Below are 18,995 nucleotides of genomic sequence, written 5' to 3'. Positions count from 1 at the left end.
ATGGTCGGATTCATTCGCAGCATTGCCTCGCAGGGCGAAAAAACGCGCTGAACTGGCATGCTTGGGCCAGCGAATACGGTGCTGCCGTATTCCGCCGGTCATCCGGCGGTGTGCCTATGGAGTGCGATGGTCATTTGTCGTGGGAGCGCGAGATTTAACGCGAGAGTCGGCTGCTCATTTCCCCGGCGCTGCGCCCATCTCAGCGAGGAGATGCAAGATGCCGGAGGTGCAAAGACCCGGGATATGGCCGTTGCCGGGGCCTCGCGCTGCGGGAAGGGGGCAGACACGGTCTGCCGGGGTGACCATCAACTGGGCGCATTGGATGCGGATGGCTCGTGCGGGATAGGCCTCCACGGTGGAAGGCGCGTCCGCGCTTCGTTCCTTGCCCTTGAGAGGTAGGACGAGGCGATCCCTTCGAGGATCGCCGATGCGGGCGGGATGGCTACCGCGCAACGGAGTGAGGTCGCTTGCTCTCTCTATTCTACAGGAGGGTAAGGAAGGCTGCCGCATACGCCGACGGGGTCGTGCGGCGGACGGTGCTGTAATCCGAACGGCCGACCGACCAAGAGTGTATGTGGAGGACCCCGCCTCTAGCCAACCCCCAGAAGCGAAGCTGCAACCCAAAGCGGATCCGCGGCGTCCGGTGGAGAAGGGACGCCGGTACCGAGCTCGGGGAGACGAGTAAGCCCGCAATCGCTGCGGCCGCCCTTGAGGTGATCGAGCCGGCCGACATCGCCGGTAGCGTCTTCAAAGGAGCAGCCCTCATCCGCCGCTCTGGCGCGATCCGTTTGAACCGGACAGCGGGAGGAGCGTACGACTGGTGGGCGATATCACCATGCAGGGAGCGCCTCGATCGGCTTGGATCCCATCGTCGGCGCCCGGCCCAGTCCGAGATGACTCTGGTTCCCGCTCCAGGACGCCAGGGAAGTGACTGGGTAGCGACGCCTGCCGTGCCGCCAAAGCAGCATGAGATGTCCCGCGATGCGTGAGCGGTTCCCTGCAAGGACCCTTACATTCAGTCTCGCCTGATGCACCATAGTGCCCCATCGACGTTGACATGGGGTATTATGAATACCAGTGTTGCAGTCAGAAACGCCATTCCGCAGGGAGGACGACGCCATGGCAGCCAGCCGACCGAGCGGACAGGGCGGCGCGGGTCTGCACTATATCCGTATGGACCGCTCCGCTCGTGACGCGTTGCGCCTGTTGCGCGATCCTGGCGTGGACGCCCTGGTCGTCATCGATGGCGATCGCGCGATGGATGGCGCCATCGTCGGCATCGTCACCGAGCGCGAGATCTTTCGGGCCATGGCGGCGCGTGGACCCGACGTGCTCGACAATCTGGTCTGGGTGGTGGCCAAGGAGGATTTCACCTCCGTGGATGTCGGCATGTCCAATTCCGATCGACTGAAGCAGTTCTGCGCCCACAAGACCGATCAGATCGCGATCACCGACGGCTTCGTCCTGCAATCGGTTCAGAGCATCTGGAGCTGCGTCGACGACACCTCCGCCTCGGCACAGGCCTGACGCCCGATGGGTGGCCGGCGGGTCGGACAGGGATACTTCCTCCGGTTGTGATGGCTGGCGATGAAAAGTAAATGACGCGCAATCGACATGTCTTTGCTAGTATTGCATCGCAATAAATCGATGGCGCAAACGCAAAATGAGATATTCGGCCTGTCATCATTGACCCGAACCCATTTTGCATTCAAAATTTCTCCAAGGTACCTCGGCGCTTCGTCCTTCGCCTGAAGGCGCGATTCAAGCTCGGTATCGCAGCAGGGAGACGCCGCGGGGCCGCTCATGTCGGACGAGAGATCGACGATGCGCGGCACGTGGCCAACAGGGTTGGCAGCAATGCGGTACTTGGCCATTCTCGAATGCCCCGTCATCTTCAGCGGTGAATCCGCCTACGGGATGACCAGCATGGATATGTGTCCCTCGGCGGGCATCACGCGCGGGCTCATCAGCCGCCACGTGAAGGTGATCGATTCGAGGATCATCGCCGTCTGCATCTGGCAGAGCGAATTCTGCGCCAAGCTGTTCTTCAACGCGGATTGGTACGAGAAGGCCGAGGTTCTCTGGGGCGACCGCTACCAGCTGCGGCTCGAGGCCATCGACGAGGCGGCCGTCGCCTGAAGCCGGGCGAAGAGTGCGCCTGTCGATCACGCCGCCTGGTCTCTCTCGAAGGCGCTGAGTTCCGGAGCGGCGGGCCATGTCGATCCTGAATTGCGACGCCACACGAACCGTCGCGCCGCTCCCGTCGCCGGATTTCGGCCCCTGGAATCCGGGGCTGGAATCGAGCCTGCCCAGGGGCTTCCTCCCGTTAGCGACGGTCTTCAGGCCGGAGAACATCGAGACCGGGCTCGATGCCGCCCGCGAGATGAGCGACGCCAGCGGGCTTCCCCTCACCAGCGTGGTGCGGTTCCGGGTTCAGCGGCTCGTCGTCCATGAAGTGCTGATCCGCGTCATGGCCGACCTGTCGGTCCCGGTCGGCCGGACCTACGGCGATCTCGGCGTCAACTTCCGTGCGATCGTCAGCACCATCCTGCGTGACGGGATCGCATCCCATGCGCACGACCTCTCGATCCTGCTCGACGACATTCGCCGCGATGCGGCGCTGATCCTCGATCGCGAACTCTCGGAGATGCTGGGCGGTCGGCCTCCGGCCGAAGTCGCTCGGGAACGGCCTTCCCTCTGGCAGGCCCTGTTCGGCAGGCAAGAACCGGCAAGACGCCGCGAGGTGTCCGGCACGACCGAGGATCTGGTGCTCCAGCGTCTCGACGCCTGGCAGGAACGCTGCACGAAGCCTGTCGAATCCCTGGAATCGGCAGCCTGTGCGGCCTTGCGGGCCGTCGTAACCAGCATGATCAGCCGGCGCGGTTTCCTCATTCGTGACAAGGCACTTCTGTCCCATCTCGCCTGCACGCTGGTCTCGAATCAGTACGGCAGCAGCCGGATCGGCGAGAGGATCGAGCCCCTGTTCCGCGACGTCGTCGTCCGCGAGGGCTATCATCGGCTGAATGCCCAGGCGCATCCCGTGATCATGAACGTCAAGGGCGCATCGGCCTCGGGCAAGAGCACGATCCGGCCCTATCAGCGCGCTCTAGCCGGGGAGTTGGGCCTCCACTGGTCGGATTTCGCGGTGATCACCCCCGATGTCTGGCGCAAGTTCCTGCTCGATTACGACAGTCTCGGGCAGGCGCGGCGCTATGCCGGGACGCTGACCGGCCACGAAGTCGAGATCATCGACCGCAAGCTCGACCGGCACATGGCGGTGAAGGCCGCCGAGGGGCGCATCTCGCATCTCCTCATCGATCGGTTCCGCTTCGACAGCTTCGCGGTGGATCCCGGCGCCGAGACCGGGAGCCAGTTGCTCACCCGCTTCGGTCACCGGGTCTACATGCAGTTCATGATCACCCCGCCGGACGCGACCGTGGAGCGGGCGTGGAAGCGCGGCGAACAATTCGGCCGCTACAAGGCGGTGGAGGATCTGCTGGCCCATAACGTCGAGGCCTATACCGGGATGCCGCGACTGTTCTTCACCTGGGCTCTGCGATCCGACAAGGAAGTGCATTTCGAGTTTCTCGACAACAGCGTGCCCGAGGGCGAGCGGCCGAGGACGATCGCATTCGGCGTCAACGGCACGATGAACATCCTCGACCTGAAGTTCATCTTCGACATCGACAGGTATCGTCGGATCGACATCGCCGCGCGATCGGCCGACGAAGTCTATGCCGATGCCGGCTCGATGGAGCCCCGGCAGAACATGAGCTTCCTGCGCGACTGCGTCCGCCGGATGACGACGATCCGTTTCGCCGATCATGAGACGGGCCGCGTCTATGCCCGCGTGGATCGGGGTCGCCTGACCGGTCTGGCGGCGGAGGTCATCGCGCGGGCGGTGGAGGATTCCGACCTGCAGGCCGCCTTGTCGGCCATGGGTGTAGTGGGAATGGGGGTAGCGGGAATGGGCGCATCGGGAATCGATGCATCCGGGTCTGGGCTGGGTGTTCCCCAGCCGGATGAGCAGCTTCGGCCGGACGAGGCTCAGACCTTGGGTCGTTGGGGCGGCTCGGTCTCAGGCTGAGTCCAACGCGAACGCGACCTCCGTTTCTCCCGACTTCGCACGAACGATTTTCGCAGGCCGCCTATCGAGCGGTCACCGGGCCGAGACCGCGCGCCGAATCGAGGCGCGATCGTGTCCGCATCGGCTAAGTCGATGAACAAGAATGGATTCTCAGCCCTGCTCTCGGATGCGCTCAGCGCTGGCCGGCTGCTGGAAAGGCTCGTGACATGCAATGACGGAATGCCTGGTCGATGGAATGTGGTATATCAACTTTTGCTGCGGTGCGGCATGAATGCGGTGCAACACGTCACCGGGAGCCCACCATGCTCGTCACCATCCTCGCCGCCGTCCTCTGCATGATCGCTCTTCAGGTGCTCCTCGTCGTGAAGGCCGCCGATCTCCTTTCGGTCCGCGCCGAAAAGAGCCGCTCCGAGAGCCGCGATTACCTGCCGGGTTCGGCTGGCCGCTTCACCGGCATCGCCTGATCGAGCCGGCACTGCGACGTCGATCCGTCCTCCACCGGAAAGAGCGCGGTACCGGGCCTTTGGCCGATACCGCGCCAAGTCGGGAGGTTCACGTCGTGCGCAAGAACCGGGATGCCGAGACACCCGGCTCGCGCGTCGTTCAAGGGCTGATTATTCGGCGGCGATCCTCTGGATCGCGCCTATCGCCCCTGATTCCGAGATTTTGAGCCGGTCGTTCTCGGAGTAACCGAGGACGTCGCGCAGGATTTCTTCGGTATGCTCGCCAAGCAATGGCGAACGCTTGACCTCGACTTGGCTGGCCGAAAGCCGGATCGGGTTGCCCACGGTCAAGTATTTGCCGCGCTCGGGATGGTCGACCTCGACCACCGTGCCGGATTTCCGCAGCGATTCGTCCTCGGCGATCTCTTTCATCGACAGGATCGGTCCGCACGGGACGTGCAGCGCGTTGAGGATCTCCATCGCCTCAAACTTGGTCTTGGACATGGTCCAGGCTTCGACCCGCGTGAAGATCTCGTTGAGATGGGGAAGCCGCCCCTTCGGCGTTGCGTAATCGGGATCCGTCTTCCAGGTCGGCTCGCCGATGACGTCGCAGATCGGCTCCCAGGCCGCGCCCTGGGCGATGAAATAGATGTAGGCGTTGGGATCGGTCTCCCAGCCCTTGCATTTCAGGATGCGGCCCGGTTGCCCTCCACCTGAATCGTTGCCGGCACGCGGCACCGAATCGCCGAAACCGATGCCCTCGCCGTATTGGCTGTATTCCTTGAGCGGCCCCCGTTCGAGCCGCTGCTGGTCGCGCAGCTTCACCCGACACAGGTTGAGGACACCGTCCTGCATGGCGCAATCGACCCGCTGCCCGAGACCCGAATGGGTCCGCTGGTACAGGGCGGTCACGATGCCGAGGGCGAGGTGGAGGCCGGTTCCGGAATCGCCGATCTGGGCTCCCGACACCATCGGGATGTCGGTGCGAAACCCCGTGGTCGAGGCCGCGCCGCCGACGCATTGGGCCACGTTCTCGTAGACCTTGCAGTTCTCGTAGGCGCCCGGACCGAAACCCTTCACCGAGGCGAGGATCATGCGCGGATTGGCGGCCTGGATCGCTTCCCAGGTGAGGCCCATCCGGTCGAGCGCGCCGGGGGCGAAATTCTCCACCAGGACATCGCATTCCTTCACCAGGCGCCACATCACCTCGATCCCCTTGGGGTTCTTGGTGTCGAGGGTGATCGAACGCTTGTTGTGGTTCAGCATCGTGAAATAGAGGCTGTCCACATCCGGAATGTCCTGAAGCTGCTGACGCGTGGCGTCGCCGATTCCCGGACGCTCGACCTTGATGACGTCCGCGCCGAACCAGGCCAGGAGCTGGGTGCAGGTCGGTCCCGATTGGACATGGGTGAAGTCGAGGATCTTCACGCCTTCGAGGGCATTCATGGGCTTGATCCGAGTTGAAGGATGTTCGGTGGAGGCGAGCGCCGCCGGCTCTCACGCATCTCGCGCGAGAGCCGGCGGGCGCCCGGACGCGACCTACTTCTTCTTCACCACGCTCTGCGGGTTGAGACTGCCGATATTGCCGCTCTCGGTGCCGGCCTGGGGGTCGATCACCGCGTTGATGAGCGTCGGGCGGCCGGAATCCATCGCCGCATTTACGGCCTGGGAGAGTTCGTCCGGCGTGGTCGCGTTGACGCCGACGCCGCCGAAGGCCTCCATCATCCGGTCGTAGCGGGAATCCCTGACGAACACCGTGGTGCCGGGATCGCGGCCGGTCGGGTCGATGTCGGTGCCGCGATAGATGCCGTTGTTGTTGAACACGACGATGCAGACCGGCAGGTTGTAGCGGCAGATGGTCTCCACCTCCATGCCGGAGAAACCGAAGGCGCTGTCGCCCTCGACCGCGAGGACGGGCTTGCCCGTCTCGACGGCGGCGGCGATGGCAAAGCCCATGCCGATGCCCATGATGCCCCAGGTGCCGACATCGAGACGCTTGCGCGGCTGATACATGTCGATGATGCCGCGGGCGAGATCGAGGGTGTTGGCGCCCTCGTTGACGAGGATGGCGTCGGGCCGTTCCGCGATGATGGTCTTCAGCGCGCCCAGCGCACCGTGGAAGTCCATCGGCGTCGAGTTCTTGCGCAGCTTCGACGCCATCTTGGCGAGGTTCTCCTCCTTCTTGGCGGAGATCGCATCGGTCCAGGATGCGGGCGGGACCTGCCAGCCGCTCTTCATGCCGTCGAGCAAGGCGGTGACGCAGGAGCCGATATCGCCGACGATCGGCGCGACGATCTCGACGTTAGAATCCATTTCCTTCGGCTCGATGTCGATCTGGATGAACTTCTTCGAGCCGGGAGCGCCCCAGGTCTTGCCCTTGCCGTGGGAGAGCAGCCAGTTGAGGCGCGCACCCACCAGCAGCACCACGTCGGCATCCTTCAGGACCAGCGAGCGCGCCGCTCCGGCCGATTGCGGATGGTTGTCGGGCAGGAGGCCCTTGGCCATGCTCATCGGCACGTAGGGGATGCCGCTCGTCTCCACCAGGGCACGAACCTCGTCATCGGCCTGGGCATAGGCCGCGCCCTTGCCGAGCACGATGAGGGGGCGCTTGGCGGTCTTCAGGACGTCCAGGGCGCGCTTGATCGCGGAGGGAGCCGGCAGCTGGGCGGGCGCCGCGTCGATGACCTTCACCAGCGACTTCGCGCCGGCTTCGGCTTCCATCACCTGCGAGAACAGCTTGGCGGGCAAATCGAGATAGACGCCGCCCGGACGGCCGGAGACGGCGGCGCGGATGGCGCGGGCGACGGCGATGCCGATATCGGCGGCGTGCAGCACGCGGAAGGCCGCCTTGCACAGGGGCTTGGCGATGGCGAGCTGGTCCATCTCCTCGTAATCGCCCTGCTGCAGATCGACGATCTCGCGCTCGGACGAGCCGGAGATGAGGATCATCGGGAAGCAGTTGGTGGTGGCGTTGGCCAAAGCCGTCAGGCCGTTGAGAAAGCCGGGCGCCGAGACCGTGAGACAGATGCCGGGCTTCTTGGTGAGGAAGCCGGCGATGGCGGCAGCGTTGCCGGCATGCTGCTCATGGCGGAAGGAGATGACGCGCATGCCCGCTGCCTGGGCGAGGCGGCCGAGATCGGTGATCGGAATGCCGGGCACGCCGTAGATCGTGGTGATGTCGTTGAGCTTGAGCGCGTCGATGACGAGATGAAAGCCATCGGTGAGTTCCGGCTCCGCCGCAACGTCGACATCGGTTCTCTGAGCCAAAGCGGACATCGTGTTCTCTCCCTGATTTTTTGACGTTTTGTTCTGGACGTTTCGTTCTGATGGACGGCCCGCTCGGCATGCGGACCGGTAATGCGGCTCTCGGTCGGCGCGGGCCTGGAAGGCGGCGTCGGCCCAGGAGCGATTTCGATGGGCCGGAGGCGCGATCCAGCCTGAAATCTCGTGCGGCGACCGCGCTACGATCCCGGCGACGGCCCCGATCGACCGGGGCAGAGACGAGCGCGGAGGACGTTCATTGCCGCTTCCTCACGATAAACCCGCATTTTTCTTTTCGCGGATCCAAAAATTTATGACCACGTCAAGTAGAGCCGGTGTCGTGACCGTCCGGGTACCGAAATCGCCTTCGCCGAAGCGCTGCGACTCACGTCTGAGTTATAATGCAGCTCTCGTTCCTGCCCTGGTGCACGGCACCCGTCGCTTTCGCCCTTCGGACCCGGTTGATAGCCTCGCTTACCTCTGCCAGACCCATCAGCCACCCCCGAAGCACTTGGTGACGACCTATCGATTGGTGGCATACCAAATACCAAGTGTCAATCGGATTTGCACCATCTTGCCGATCCGCGCGGGCTCGTCCGGAAGCGGGATCGATGAATCACACGACGGGATGGATGATGCCTGCTTGCACCACGTGCGGAAGCAGACCGGTTGCTTCTACCAGTGCGACAACATCGGACTTGCTATTCTTGTGTAGAGCCACTTTTCAGAGCCGAGGCGTTCCTTGTATTTCAAAGGCGGCTTCGGCATACTTCACACCATATGTGCTCGACCATGCGTGCGAGTTAGACGCGTTCCAGGTGCCCCCAGATGGTTAAAACCGACACGTTTCAGGTAAAGCCTATCGTTGCGACTTCGAGCTTGCGTGCCCTTGCTTATGATGCGCTCAAAGAAGCGATCACCAATATGAATATCTACAGCCAGCGCGAGGAGGTTCGGCTCGACGAGCGAAAGCTGTCCCTGAATCTCGGCGTCAGCCGCACGCCGGTCCGCGAGGCCCTCACGGTCCTCGAGCAGGAAGGGTTCGTCCGGTTCGAGGCCCGGCGCGGCGTCTTCGTCATCAAGAAGTCGAAGAAGGAGATCGTCAGCATGATCCAGGCCTGGTCGGCCCTGGAGAGCATGGCGGCGCGCCTCGCCTGCTTGAACGCCACCGATGAACAGCTTCATTGCCTGCGCGAGCATTTCCCCGAATTCTACGAGGGCCGCCCGTCGGATCATCTCGACGAATACTCGGAGGCCAATATCCGCTTCCATCAGAAGATCATTTCGCTCGGCCAGTGCGACGTGATCAAGGACATCACCAGCAACCTGCTGATGCATGTCCGCGGGATCCGCAACACCGCCCTTCGCCAGGGTGAACGCGCCGCCAATTCCATCAAGGAACACGTGGCGATCATCAAGGCGCTCGAAGCACGCGACGCGGACCTCGCCGAACGCCTCGTGCGCGAGCACGGCCTCGGACTGGCCAGCCATGTGGAAAAATACGGCGACTATCTCGACTGAGACCGGGGGTGGGAGAGGCGCAGCAGCGGGAATCGAGCGTCCGGCTGCGCTTCATCAGTCTCATGGACAGAGAATCAACACAGCTCTAAATGCGCCAATCGCGACGCAGCTCGCGGTCAGTGAGGAACCGGCTGGGCCGATCCCTCGTCGAGCAAGGCCGATGCGGTGCCGGCACGAGCTGGCAGGCATCCGCCGAAAGACTTCCGTTTCCGATGAGAGGCGGTGGCGCTTGACGCCGAACCCCTCGCGACGCGAGCCATGAGGCATAACGGTCATCGCGTCGATGGAGAGGATCGTCCTCCTCGGCCTTCCATCGGTGATCGAGCGAGACATCACACCGGTGGCGCACGGTGAGCTATCTGCTGCTTTCACCCGCGAGAAACATCCCTGTCCCGGCTTGAGACGATACAGCGGGGAGGGCCACGTCTAGGGGTCTGCCGCCGAGCTAGCCACGCCGGGAAAACGACAGCGTATTTATCGAGAACACCGCAATTATTGCGGAGCCTGTCTTAAATGCTGAAATCTCAAGCGAAAACTTCAATTTAATCCCTCTTTGCTGCAATGCGGAATCGATTTTTCTTCATCGCGCCCTTGACGAGCCAGCACGTACGAGAGAGGCTGGTATTCCAAATACCAGGACGTCGGCATCACCAGTTGCCGGCTTTCGATAAGAGTTGAGGTCGGTCAACCGGCCCGATGCCGCGATTGGTGCACAACAGAACAAACCGGAGGACAACAATGACGAGGGCGGAAACGACGACTGGGCGAGTATCCGATGGATATCGCTGGGGTCAGCTGGTGATCGGCGTGATCTGCATGGTGATGATCGCCAACCTGCAATACGGCTGGACGTTCTTCGTCCCCGACATCCAGAAGAAGTTCGGTTTCGATCGCGCCGCGATCCAGTGGGCCTTCACCCTGTTCGTGCTGTTCGAGACCTGGCTCGTCCCGATCGAGGGCTGGTTCGTCGACAAGTACGGCCCGAAGGTCGTCGTCCTGTTCGGTGGCCTGCTCTGCGGCATCGGCTGGGTCATCAACTCCTACGCCACCTCGCTCAACATGTTCTATCTCGGCCAGGTCATCGCCGGCATCGGCGCCGGCGCCGTCTACGGCACCTGCGTCGGCTCGGCCCTGAAGTGGTTCCCCGACAAGCGCGGTCTGGCCGCCGGCATCATCGCCGCCGGCTTCGGCGCCGGCTCGGCGCTCACCGTCGCCCCGATCCAGTGGATGATCGCCGATCACGGCTTCCAGGCCGCCTTCTTCAACTTCGGTATCGGCCAGGGCCTCGTCGTCTGCATCCTCGCCTTCTTCTTCGCCTCGCCGAAGAAGGGCCAGGTGCCCGAGGTCGTCGCCAACGCCAACATCATCCAGACCCGGCGCAACTACACCCCCGGCGAAGTCGCCCGCCAGCCGATCTTCTGGCTGATGTACTTCATGTTCGTCATCGTCGGCGCCGGCGGCCTGATGATCACCGCCAACCTCAAGCCCATCGCCGCCGATATCGGCGTCGACAAGGTGCCCGTCACCATCATGGGCATCACCATGGTCGCGATCACCTTCGCCGCCACCATCGACCGCGTCCTCAACGGCATGACCCGCCCGTTCTTCGGCTGGGTCTCGGACAAGATCGGCCGCGAGAACACCATGTTCGTCGCCTTCGCCATGGAAGGCTTCGGCATCTACATGCTCTACCTCTGGGGCCATGACCCGCTGTGGTTCGTGCTGCTCTCGGGCTTCGTCTTCTTCGCCTGGGGCGAGATCTACTCCCTCTTCCCCTCGACCTGCACCGACACGTTCGGCACCAAGTTCGCCGCCACCAATGCCGGACTGCTCTACACCGCCAAGGGCACCGCCGCCCTCCTCGTCCCCGTCGCCAACTACCTCCAGCAGAGCACCGGAAGCTGGGACGGCGTCTTCCTCGTCGCAGCAGGCGCCAACATCCTCGCATCCCTCCTCGCCATCGCCGTCCTCAAGCCGTGGCGCAAGAAGGTGGTCGCTGAAGCCCTCGCGGTTTCCGAGGCGCAGGCCGGCCCCCGCCCCGTCACCGCCTGAGACGGGACCGAGCGACACCACCGAGCGCCGCCCCATCACAGGGGCGGCGTTCTTCGTTGACATTCGGCCGGCACGGGAAGCCGGAGCGACAGCAGAGCCCATCCTTCACAGCGGAGCGGGAGACCGGCCCATGCCTGAGAATGCCCTGTGGCAGCCCATGACGACCGCGCCCGAGACCGTCGACCGGCTCTGGCTCAATCACCTCACCCTCGGGGCCATTCAGGTCGAGGGTCGGAGCGGACGCTGGTATTCACCGAGCCGGTCGCATCAGGTCTGGCGGTGGTATCGCCCGAACGGCGACGACGCCCTGGAGCCTTTCACCGGATGGCTGCCCTTCGACGTCGCCGAAGAGACCGGCGAAGAGACCGGCGACGGGACCGCCGCGCCCGAGGCTCATCTCAAGTCGCAATGAGGGTGACCCATAGGTCAGGCTCATCGAGGTCTGGTCTCAGAGCAGGAAATCGCCCGCCTGAAGCGTGAGATGACCGCGCAGGAGCACGCTGAAATCGGCGCTGCCGTTGCCGTCGACGTCGCCGCTCACCAGGGTATCGGCACCTGCCGCCACGGCCCGCAACTCGCCGGCGGTTTTATGGAACGCCGCGCCGCCGATGAAGCTGAAGGACTGATTGTCCGGCAGGCCGGCATGGGCATCGATGTCGCGAAAATCGAGGCGGTCGTGCTGGGCTTGCGAGAAGTCCTTGATCAGGTCGCGCCCGGCGGATGCCACCGTGCTGTCGGCCAATGTCCTGAACACGAAGAAGTCGGCGCCGGCTCCTCCGGTCAGCGTGTCGTGCCCGGCGAGGCCGACGAGCTTGTTGGCGGCGCCGTTGCCCGTGAGGACGTTGGCGAGGGCGTTGCCGATGCCGTTGATCGCCCCCGAACCGCTGAGCGTCAGGTTCTCCACGTTGGCGCCGAGCGTCAGCGTGCCGGAACTGACCACCCGGTCGGTGCCGCCCGTGGCGGAGGTCTCGGTGATCGTGTCGAGGCCGTCGCTGACATAGGTGTCGTTGCCCGCTCCGCCCTTCAGTTTGTCCGCACCGCCGCCTCCGGTGAGCGTATTGGCGGCCCCGTTCCCGGTGATGGAATTGCCCGCCGCATTGCCGGTGCCGTTGATCGCGCCAGAGCCGGTGAGAATCAGATTCTCGAGATTGCCGCCGAGCGTCAGGCTGACCGAAGACTTGACCGTGTCGGTGCCCTGACCCGCCGATTCGATCGCCCGGTCGCCGGCAGCGTCGATGAGGTAGACGTCGTTGCCGAGGCCGCCCTTCATCGTATCGGCCCCGGCCCCTCCATCGAGACGATTGGCGAGCCCGTTGCCGGTGATCCGGTCGGCGCCGGAACCGCCGATGGCGTTGGTGATGACGCAGCCATAGGCGAGCGTCACGGCGGACGAGCCGTCATATTGATCGGGAAGAGCGATGCCGAAGGGCAGGTCTTGGCTGATCGCGAGATGGCTGGTCTTGCCCGCGTTCAGGTCGATGGTCGAGGACCCGGTCAGCGCCGAGCAGTCGATCGTATTGTCGGGGCCGGTATCGTACAGCGTCGCGAGGGTCGGGTCGCTCGGCGAGAAGGCGAAGACCTTGTTCCCGGCCGAGGCCTGCGGCTTGCCGTAGAGGTATTGCAGGGCGGCGATATCGTAGAGCCCGTACGTCTCCGGGGCGAGGTTCGAATATCTGTACGAGTAGCTGCTCGCGTTGCCGGTCACGATGGCCACGTTCGAGGGCTGGTACGGCGTGTAGGACATCACCGTGCGCGAGAGATCGTCGAGATTCGTCGGCATGATCGAACCCGGATCGCCGGCGATGTTCGGCTCAAACGGATGTTTGAGGCCCAGCGCGTGCCCGATCTCGTGCAGCAGCGTTCCCCAGCCATGGCCGCCGATGTCGTTCGCCGTGATGCCGCCGGGGACGAAATCGCTGCCGGCGAGGCTCGATGACCCGGTATTGGAAAGGACGACAGTGGCGTTCTGGATGCCCGAATTCGTGTAGCCGTAGGTCGCCCGGCCGCTGACGCCGGAGCCGAAGGCGGAGAGGTCGCCATTGGCGAATTGCAGATCGCCGGCGGCCGCGCTCGTTTCCACGAAGGTGATGCCGGTGAGCGAGGCGATATAGTCCAGCGCCTCGCGCGTCGCCGCGATCTCGGTGGCCGAGAAGGCGGTGAAGTTGGGATAGCTCGTATCCGAGCGTTGGGTCGTGGCGAAGCTGTAGGAGATCGTCACCGGGCGGCCGACCGGGGAATCGGCACCCCAGCGCGCCGACGATTCCGATGCCAGAAGGTCGTAGACGTATGAGGGCGCTGCCATGGCACTGCTCCGTTCCGATCACGCTCGTCGAAACGGCGCAGACGATCCTCCGCCCCTCGTTGCGCGGAGGCAGTGCCGATGACGTAAGCTAGCGCGATTCGGCGATAAAAGCTGCGGGGAGGCGCTGCGATCCGCGGGCTCGCCCGATCATGGAGTCAGACCGCTTCGGCGATCGATACCGCGCTCGCCGGAAGCGGTGCCGGGTCACTCGCAACCCTGCGGGGCAACGGGTCGGAATGGCCCGACATCTCGGCCAGGAGTTCGGCGACGAGGTCGGTCTGAGACACGATGCCGACGAGCCTTCCGTCGGGCCCGACCACGGGAAGATGATGGAGGCCGGAATCCGACATCCACAGCACGATGTCGGCGATCGGCGTCTCCGCTCGCGCCGTTCGCACCGGCGCGGTCATGATGTCCTCGACGCTGCCATGGGGCGCGCGGCCCCGCGTCAGGGTCAGGCCCACCCGCCGGCCGAGGCCGAGGCGCGGTCCGCGCATCTCCCACACCGTCTTGTGCAGAATGTCGGTCTGGGTGACGATTCCCAGCACGCGCGCGCTCTCGTCCGTGACGGGGAGGGCCTTCACGCGGCGGCGGCGCAGGAGATCGAGGACGGTCTTGAGCGAATCGCCGGGTGCCACCGCGATGACGTCACGGGACATGATGTCGGCGCAGGTCGCCTGACCGGTGCGGCGCCGGTAGGCGTGGATCTGCGCCTGCAGGATGATCGCCTGGAGATCGCCGCGCCGGACATCGAGGATCTGGTCGTATTCGCCGAGCACCGCATCGAGATCGGCCGCCGTGATGCCGGCGCGGGCGGAGGGGGCGGGGTCCTTGGTTCCGTGATCGACCGGGGTCGGCACGGTCACGTGCGGATAGGAGCGGCCGGTCAGGTTGTTGAACAGCAGCGCCACGGCGAGGAGCAGGAGCGAGTTGGCGCCGACCGGCCACAGCACGAAGGCGTAGCCGAGTTCGTGGATCTCGTGGCCGCCGAGAACGGCGGTGAGCGCCACCGCTCCGCTCGGCGGGTGAAGGCAGCGCAGGGCCATCATCAGGGCGATGGCGCAGGAAATGGCGAGGGAGGCGGCCAGGAACGGGTTCGGCACCAGCGCCGCGACGGTCACGCCGACCAGAGCCGCGACGAGGTTGCCGCCGACGATCGACCAGGGCTGAGCCAGGGGGCTCGCCGGCACGGCGAAGAGCAGCACCGCCGATGCGCCCATCGGCGCGATCATCGCGGGGAGGGCGCTATCGGAACCGATGGCCGCCCGGCTGAGCAGGCCGGTGGCGAGAATCCCGATGAGGGCGCCCATTGCCGAGCGGATGCGCTCGCGATGGCTCAGGGGCGATGCATCCGGGATGAGACGGCGCAGGAATGAGTGCATCGGCTGACGGACCTCGTGTGGAGCGTTGCAGCGGGATTGAATCGACCGGCGGCAGAAACGAAGACGGCGCGCCCGAGGGCGCGCCGTATCCGATATCATGAGACGGCGTGCGTCAGACGGCGCGTGCCTGATGCAGGCGCTCGATCTGCTGCTGGGTGTAGCCGAGGTCGAGCAGCACCTCGTCGGTGTGCTCGCCGAGCAGCGGCGAGGCCTTCACCTCCACCGGCATGTCCGAGAACTTGATCGGGCTGCCGACGGTCAGGTACGAGCCGAGCTTCGAATGCGGAACCTCGACGATGGTGCCGCTGGCGCGGAGCGACGGATCGACCGAGAGCTCCTTCATCGACAGGACCGGCGAGCACGGGATGTCGAACTTGCGCAGGATGTCGACGGCCTCGAACTTGGTCTTGTCGGCGAGCCACTCCTCGATCGTGCCGAAGATGTCCATGATCTTGTCCTGGCGGGCACGGGCGGTGCTGTAGGCCGGGTCGTTCTCCCATTCCGGCTTGCCGATCGCCTTGCAGATCGGGGCCCAGGCATGACCCTGGATGGTGAAGTAGATGTAGGCGTTGGGATCGGTCTCCCAGCCCTTGCACTTCAGCACCCAGCCCGGCTGGCCGCCGCCGCCCGCATTGCCGCCGCGCGGCACCACGTCGGTGAACTCGCCATGCGGGTATTGCGGGTATTCCTCGAGGTAGCCGAGGGCGTCGAGGCGCTGCTGGTCGCGCAGCTTGACGCGGCAGAGGTTCAGCACCGAATCCTGCATCGACACGGCGACCTTCTGGCCCTTGCCGGTCTTGTTCTTCTGGTGGAGCGCCGTGAGGATGCCGATGGCCAGGTGCATGCCGGTGTTGGAATCACCGAGGGCGGCGGCGCTGACGGTGGGGGGGCCGTCCCAGAAGCCGGTGGTGGAGGCGGCGCCGCCGGCGCACTGGGCCACGTTCTCGTAGACCTTCAGGTCCTCGTAATGGTGGCCGTCGGAGAAGCCCTTCACCGAGGCGAGGATCATGCCCGGGTTGAGCTCCTGGATGCGAGCCCAGGAGAAGCCCATGCGATCAAGCGCGCCGGGGCCGAAATTCTCGACCATGACATCGGATTGCTTGATCATGTTCTCGAGGACTTCCTTGCCCTCGGGGGTCTTGGTGTCCAGCGTCAGCGAACGCTTGTTCGAGTTGAGCATGGTGAAGTAGAGGGCGTCGGCATCCTCGACATGGCGCAGCTGCGTGCGCGTCACGTCGCCGGAGCCGGGACGCTCGACCTTGATCACGTCGGCACCGAACCAAGCCAGCAGCTGGGTGCAGGCAGGCCCCGCCTGGACGTGCGTGAAATCGATGATCTTGGTGCCTTCAAGCGGCTTGCTCATCTCGACGTTCTCCCTTTCGATTGTAATTCTGTAACGATGGATCGGATATTTCGGCTGCCCGGTTCCGGCCCGGAACTGTTCTTGGCCTCTAGTCCGGCGAAATCGTTGATCTAGGTGGCGGTGCTTTCGAGTTCGGTCAGGCGCTTGCGCATCTGACGCTCGTCGTTCCACCTCTTGGTCTCATCCCGGATGATCGCCAGGATGCCCGTCACCGTCCCGTCCGCCCCGTGAAGCAGCCCGACGGTGAAGGCGATGGAGAGCGATCGCCCGTCCTTGTGGATCGCCGGCACCCGCAGCACCTCGGTGCCGTAGCGGGTGACGCCGGTGCGCATCGTCTTGGCGTAACCGTCCCAGTGACGCTGACGCTGGCGTTCGGGGGTGATCAGGTCGAGGGATCGACCGATCGCCTCGGATTGCGAGAACCCGAAGATCCGTTCCGCCGACGAATTCCAGACCACGATGGCACCGTCGGGATCGGAGACGACGATGGCGTCACCCGCCGCTTCGACGATCTGAGTCATGTCGATTGTGGCGGGATTGGCTTGGTCCGACATGCCCTGGCTCGTGTCTTCGCTCGAAACCCGTTTCACGTGCTGCGCCGGGTTACCCGGCTTTAGCTGCGATGGGTCGCCGGGAGAGCGCGGCGTCGTGCTACGCTCCAAGTCGTTGCGGAGGGACCGACCTCAACGGAGACAATATTGCGGTTGCGAATGCTGCAATGCATCATCGTGATCGCTTCCTCCACTTCGCGGAAAGGCGTGTTCCTTTCCGAGAGATGATCAGCGCACTTGCTTTTTCTGTGCGTCTATCGTTGGTATTTGGTATGCCAATGACCGCGGGCTGTCAACACGGGTGAAGAAGCCGGATCGGGATGGAACTGTCGCTCGGTCCCGGTTCGTTGCCTCACCGAGACGGACGGCCCCCGGCACCAAGAGCGCCTCGAGGAGACATCCCAGATGGGCGACAGCCCCGGCATCACGATCAAGCAGATCGAAGGCTATCGGTTCGAGATCGATTTCGGGGAGGCGTTTCCGAACCTCCTCGTCGACGAGGCGGCGCCTTATGGCAGCGGGGAGGGCCCGTTTCCGGAGCAGATTCTCGTGGCCGGCGTCACCAACTGCCTCTGTGCCAGCCTCGTCTTCGCGCTCGGCAAGTACAAGCAGGATGCGACCGGGATTGCCGCGCGATCGAGCTTCCGCGTCGAGCGCAACGAGGCGGGACGTTTGAGGATCACCGGGATCGAGGTCGGCATCGCGCTCGGCGCTCCGGCGGAGACCCTGCCGCGCATCGACAGGGTGCTGGAGCAGTTCGAGCGCTTCTGCACCGTCTCGGAGAGCGTGAAGGCGGGCATTCCGGTGACCGTCGCGGTGCGTGATTCCGAGGGAACCCTGCTGACCTAGACGAGATCTCGCAGACCAGACGAAGTCCGGCGGACAGACCGGCTCAGATGAAAAAACTCAGGAAAGGAAACACCATGGAGCGCTCGCCCGCCCACTCACCCGAAGATCTCGCGCGCCTGTTCAACGAACGGGCCAATGCCGGCGACGTTGAAGGGCTGGTAGCCCTCTACGAGACCGATGCCGTCCTGGCCGCCGGCAAGGTCGTGGCGACCGGACAGGAGGAGATCCGCACCTTCTACACCGACCTCCTCGCGCGCCGGTCGGAATTCCCGGCCGCCGAGGCGCTGCCGAGCATCCGCAACGGATCGGTCGCCATGACCTTCGCGCGCCTGCCGAACGGGACCATCTCGGTCGAGACCGCGCGGCTGCAGGAGGATGGCGGCTGGCTCTGGATCATCGATCAGTTGAAGATCAAGCCGGCGACCGAAGCGAAGCGCGATTAGAACGCAGGTCCGCAGCATGATCGATCCCCACCTCGCCGGGCGGCTCACCTTCGCGCACCGCCTGCCGACCCTGGAACCGCTGCCGCCGGGTCGGCACCGGCTCGGCCTGTTCGACGAGCGCGACGCCGTGCTCGTCGTGCCGCCGGGGATCGATCCGCGTCGGCCGGCACCGCTGGTCGTTCTCTTCCACGGAGGCGGGGGTAGCGCGGAGAAGATCCTGCCGATGCTGGAGGATCACGCGGCGGCGCGCGGCTTCCTCCTCCTCGCCCCGCAATCGCTGTTTCCGACCTGGGATCTCGTCATCGGCGGTCACGGGCCGGACCGCGAGCGGCTCGACCTCGCCCTGACCGACGTGGCGTCGCGCTACATGCTCGATCCGCTGCACATCGTCTTCGCCGGCCATTCGGACGGCGGCAGCTATACCCTCTCCGCCGGCCTCGCCAACGGCCATGTCGTGACCCACCTCATCGTGTCCTCGGCGGGGTTCCTCTCGGTCCACCTCCAATCCGGCGCACCCCGCATCTTCATCTCGCACGGGACGCGGGACGAGCAGATCCCGATCGATCGCAGCGCGAGGGTGCATACCGAGCAGCTGAGGGAGGCGGGCTACGACGTGACCTCGGTGGAATATGACGGCCCCCATGCCTACCAGCCGGAGATCGTGGCGAGGGCCGTGGACTTCGTCTTCAGACCCGAGGGCGACGGGTCGTCATAGGGCGCACGCTCAGCGGTTTACGCCGG

17 protein-coding genes are annotated in these 18,995 nt (G+C 64.6%); 10 read left to right on the top strand and 7 right to left on the bottom strand.

Going from position 1 to position 18,995, the window contains the following annotated elements:
* Positions 1–1,119: 1,119 nt before the first annotated feature.
* Positions 1,120–1,527, top strand: coding sequence for a CBS domain-containing protein (locus A3OK_RS0111950; protein WP_155912008.1), 408 nt, complete (start codon positions 1,120–1,122; stop codon positions 1,525–1,527).
* Here A3OK_RS0111950 and A3OK_RS24325 read toward each other — a convergent pair.
* Complete coding sequence (locus A3OK_RS24325; RefSeq protein ID WP_196805496.1) at positions 1,476–1,874, bottom strand: hypothetical protein; 399 nt, start codon at positions 1,872–1,874, stop codon at positions 1,476–1,478. The two genes, A3OK_RS0111950 and A3OK_RS24325, sit on opposite strands and share 52 nt — an antisense overlap.
* Positions 1,875–1,926: 52 nt before the next feature.
* Between A3OK_RS24325 and A3OK_RS0111945 the strand changes: the two genes are divergently transcribed.
* The 3 genes from A3OK_RS0111945 to A3OK_RS24320 all read left to right on the top strand — a co-directional run bounded on the left by A3OK_RS0111945 (position 1,927) and on the right by A3OK_RS24320 (position 4,551).
* Positions 1,927–2,139 (top strand): hypothetical protein, encoded by a 213-nt coding sequence (locus tag A3OK_RS0111945; protein ID WP_245259349.1) that lies wholly within the window; start codon positions 1,927–1,929, stop codon positions 2,137–2,139.
* Between the two features lie 76 nt (positions 2,140–2,215).
* Positions 2,216–4,087: a hypothetical protein gene (locus tag A3OK_RS0111940; RefSeq protein WP_019905104.1), complete on the top strand. Its 1,872-nt coding sequence runs from the start codon at positions 2,216–2,218 to the stop codon at positions 4,085–4,087.
* A gap of 302 nt (positions 4,088–4,389) precedes the next feature.
* Positions 4,390–4,551 (top strand): hypothetical protein, encoded by a 162-nt coding sequence (locus A3OK_RS24320; RefSeq protein ID WP_019905103.1) that lies wholly within the window; start codon positions 4,390–4,392, stop codon positions 4,549–4,551.
* A 150-nt stretch (positions 4,552–4,701) separates the two neighbouring features.
* Here A3OK_RS24320 and frc (A3OK_RS0111930) read toward each other — a convergent pair whose 3' ends face one another.
* Positions 4,702–5,976: a formyl-CoA transferase gene (gene frc / locus A3OK_RS0111930; protein ID WP_019905102.1), complete on the bottom strand. Its 1,275-nt coding sequence runs from the start codon at positions 5,974–5,976 to the stop codon at positions 4,702–4,704.
* A gap of 93 nt (positions 5,977–6,069) precedes the next feature.
* The gene (gene oxc, locus A3OK_RS0111925) at positions 6,070–7,806 is read right to left on the bottom strand and encodes an oxalyl-CoA decarboxylase (RefSeq protein ID WP_026597186.1); all 1,737 of its coding nucleotides are present in this window, start codon (positions 7,804–7,806) and stop codon (positions 6,070–6,072) included.
* An 813-nt stretch (positions 7,807–8,619) separates the two neighbouring features.
* On the opposite strand from oxc, the gene A3OK_RS0111920 reads away from it, so the two are divergent.
* The 3 genes from A3OK_RS0111920 to A3OK_RS0111910 all read left to right on the top strand — a co-directional run bounded on the left by A3OK_RS0111920 (position 8,620) and on the right by A3OK_RS0111910 (position 11,776).
* Entirely contained in the window at positions 8,620–9,312 is a 693-nt protein-coding gene (locus A3OK_RS0111920) for a GntR family transcriptional regulator (protein WP_026597185.1), read from the top strand.
* A gap of 738 nt (positions 9,313–10,050) precedes the next feature.
* Positions 10,051–11,364, top strand: a complete 1,314-nt coding sequence (gene oxlT / locus A3OK_RS0111915) for an oxalate/formate MFS antiporter (RefSeq protein WP_026597184.1) — start codon at positions 10,051–10,053, stop codon at positions 11,362–11,364.
* A gap of 130 nt (positions 11,365–11,494) precedes the next feature.
* Positions 11,495–11,776: a hypothetical protein gene (locus tag A3OK_RS0111910; RefSeq protein ID WP_019905098.1), complete on the top strand. Its 282-nt coding sequence runs from the start codon at positions 11,495–11,497 to the stop codon at positions 11,774–11,776.
* A gap of 36 nt (positions 11,777–11,812) precedes the next feature.
* Here A3OK_RS0111910 and A3OK_RS23325 read toward each other — a convergent pair whose 3' ends face one another.
* From A3OK_RS23325 to A3OK_RS0111890, 4 genes are all read right to left on the bottom strand, one after another.
* Positions 11,813–13,666 carry a M10 family metallopeptidase gene (locus A3OK_RS23325; RefSeq protein WP_019905097.1) on the bottom strand — a complete coding sequence of 618 codons (1,854 nt, stop codon included), beginning with the start codon at positions 13,664–13,666 and terminating at the stop codon, positions 11,813–11,815.
* Positions 13,667–13,821: 155 nt separating this feature from the next.
* Complete coding sequence (locus tag A3OK_RS0111900; protein WP_019905096.1) at positions 13,822–15,048, bottom strand: HPP family protein; 1,227 nt, start codon at positions 15,046–15,048, stop codon at positions 13,822–13,824.
* A 112-nt stretch (positions 15,049–15,160) separates the two neighbouring features.
* Complete coding sequence (gene frc, locus A3OK_RS0111895; RefSeq protein WP_019905095.1) at positions 15,161–16,411, bottom strand: formyl-CoA transferase; 1,251 nt, start codon at positions 16,409–16,411, stop codon at positions 15,161–15,163.
* A 110-nt stretch (positions 16,412–16,521) separates the two neighbouring features.
* Entirely contained in the window at positions 16,522–16,965 is a 444-nt protein-coding gene (locus A3OK_RS0111890) for a PAS domain S-box protein (protein ID WP_019905094.1), read from the bottom strand.
* Between the two features lie 402 nt (positions 16,966–17,367).
* Here A3OK_RS0111890 and A3OK_RS0111885 point away from each other — a divergent pair, with 402 nt between their 5' ends.
* The 3 genes from A3OK_RS0111885 to A3OK_RS0111875 all read left to right on the top strand — a co-directional run bounded on the left by A3OK_RS0111885 (position 17,368) and on the right by A3OK_RS0111875 (position 18,969).
* Positions 17,368–17,811 carry an OsmC family protein gene (locus A3OK_RS0111885; RefSeq protein ID WP_019905093.1) on the top strand — a complete coding sequence of 148 codons (444 nt, stop codon included), beginning with the start codon at positions 17,368–17,370 and terminating at the stop codon, positions 17,809–17,811.
* A gap of 74 nt (positions 17,812–17,885) precedes the next feature.
* Entirely contained in the window at positions 17,886–18,254 is a 369-nt protein-coding gene (locus A3OK_RS0111880; RefSeq protein ID WP_019905092.1) for a hypothetical protein, read from the top strand.
* A gap of 16 nt (positions 18,255–18,270) precedes the next feature.
* Entirely contained in the window at positions 18,271–18,969 is a 699-nt protein-coding gene (locus A3OK_RS0111875) for a hypothetical protein (protein WP_019905091.1), read from the top strand.
* The last annotated feature ends 26 nt before the right edge of the window (positions 18,970–18,995 follow it).

This window comes from Methylobacterium sp. 77, assembly GCF_000372825.1.
In the GTDB taxonomy this organism is placed as follows: domain Bacteria; phylum Pseudomonadota; class Alphaproteobacteria; order Rhizobiales; family Beijerinckiaceae; genus Methylobacterium.
This window is presented reverse-complemented; position numbering and strand designations above follow the sequence as displayed.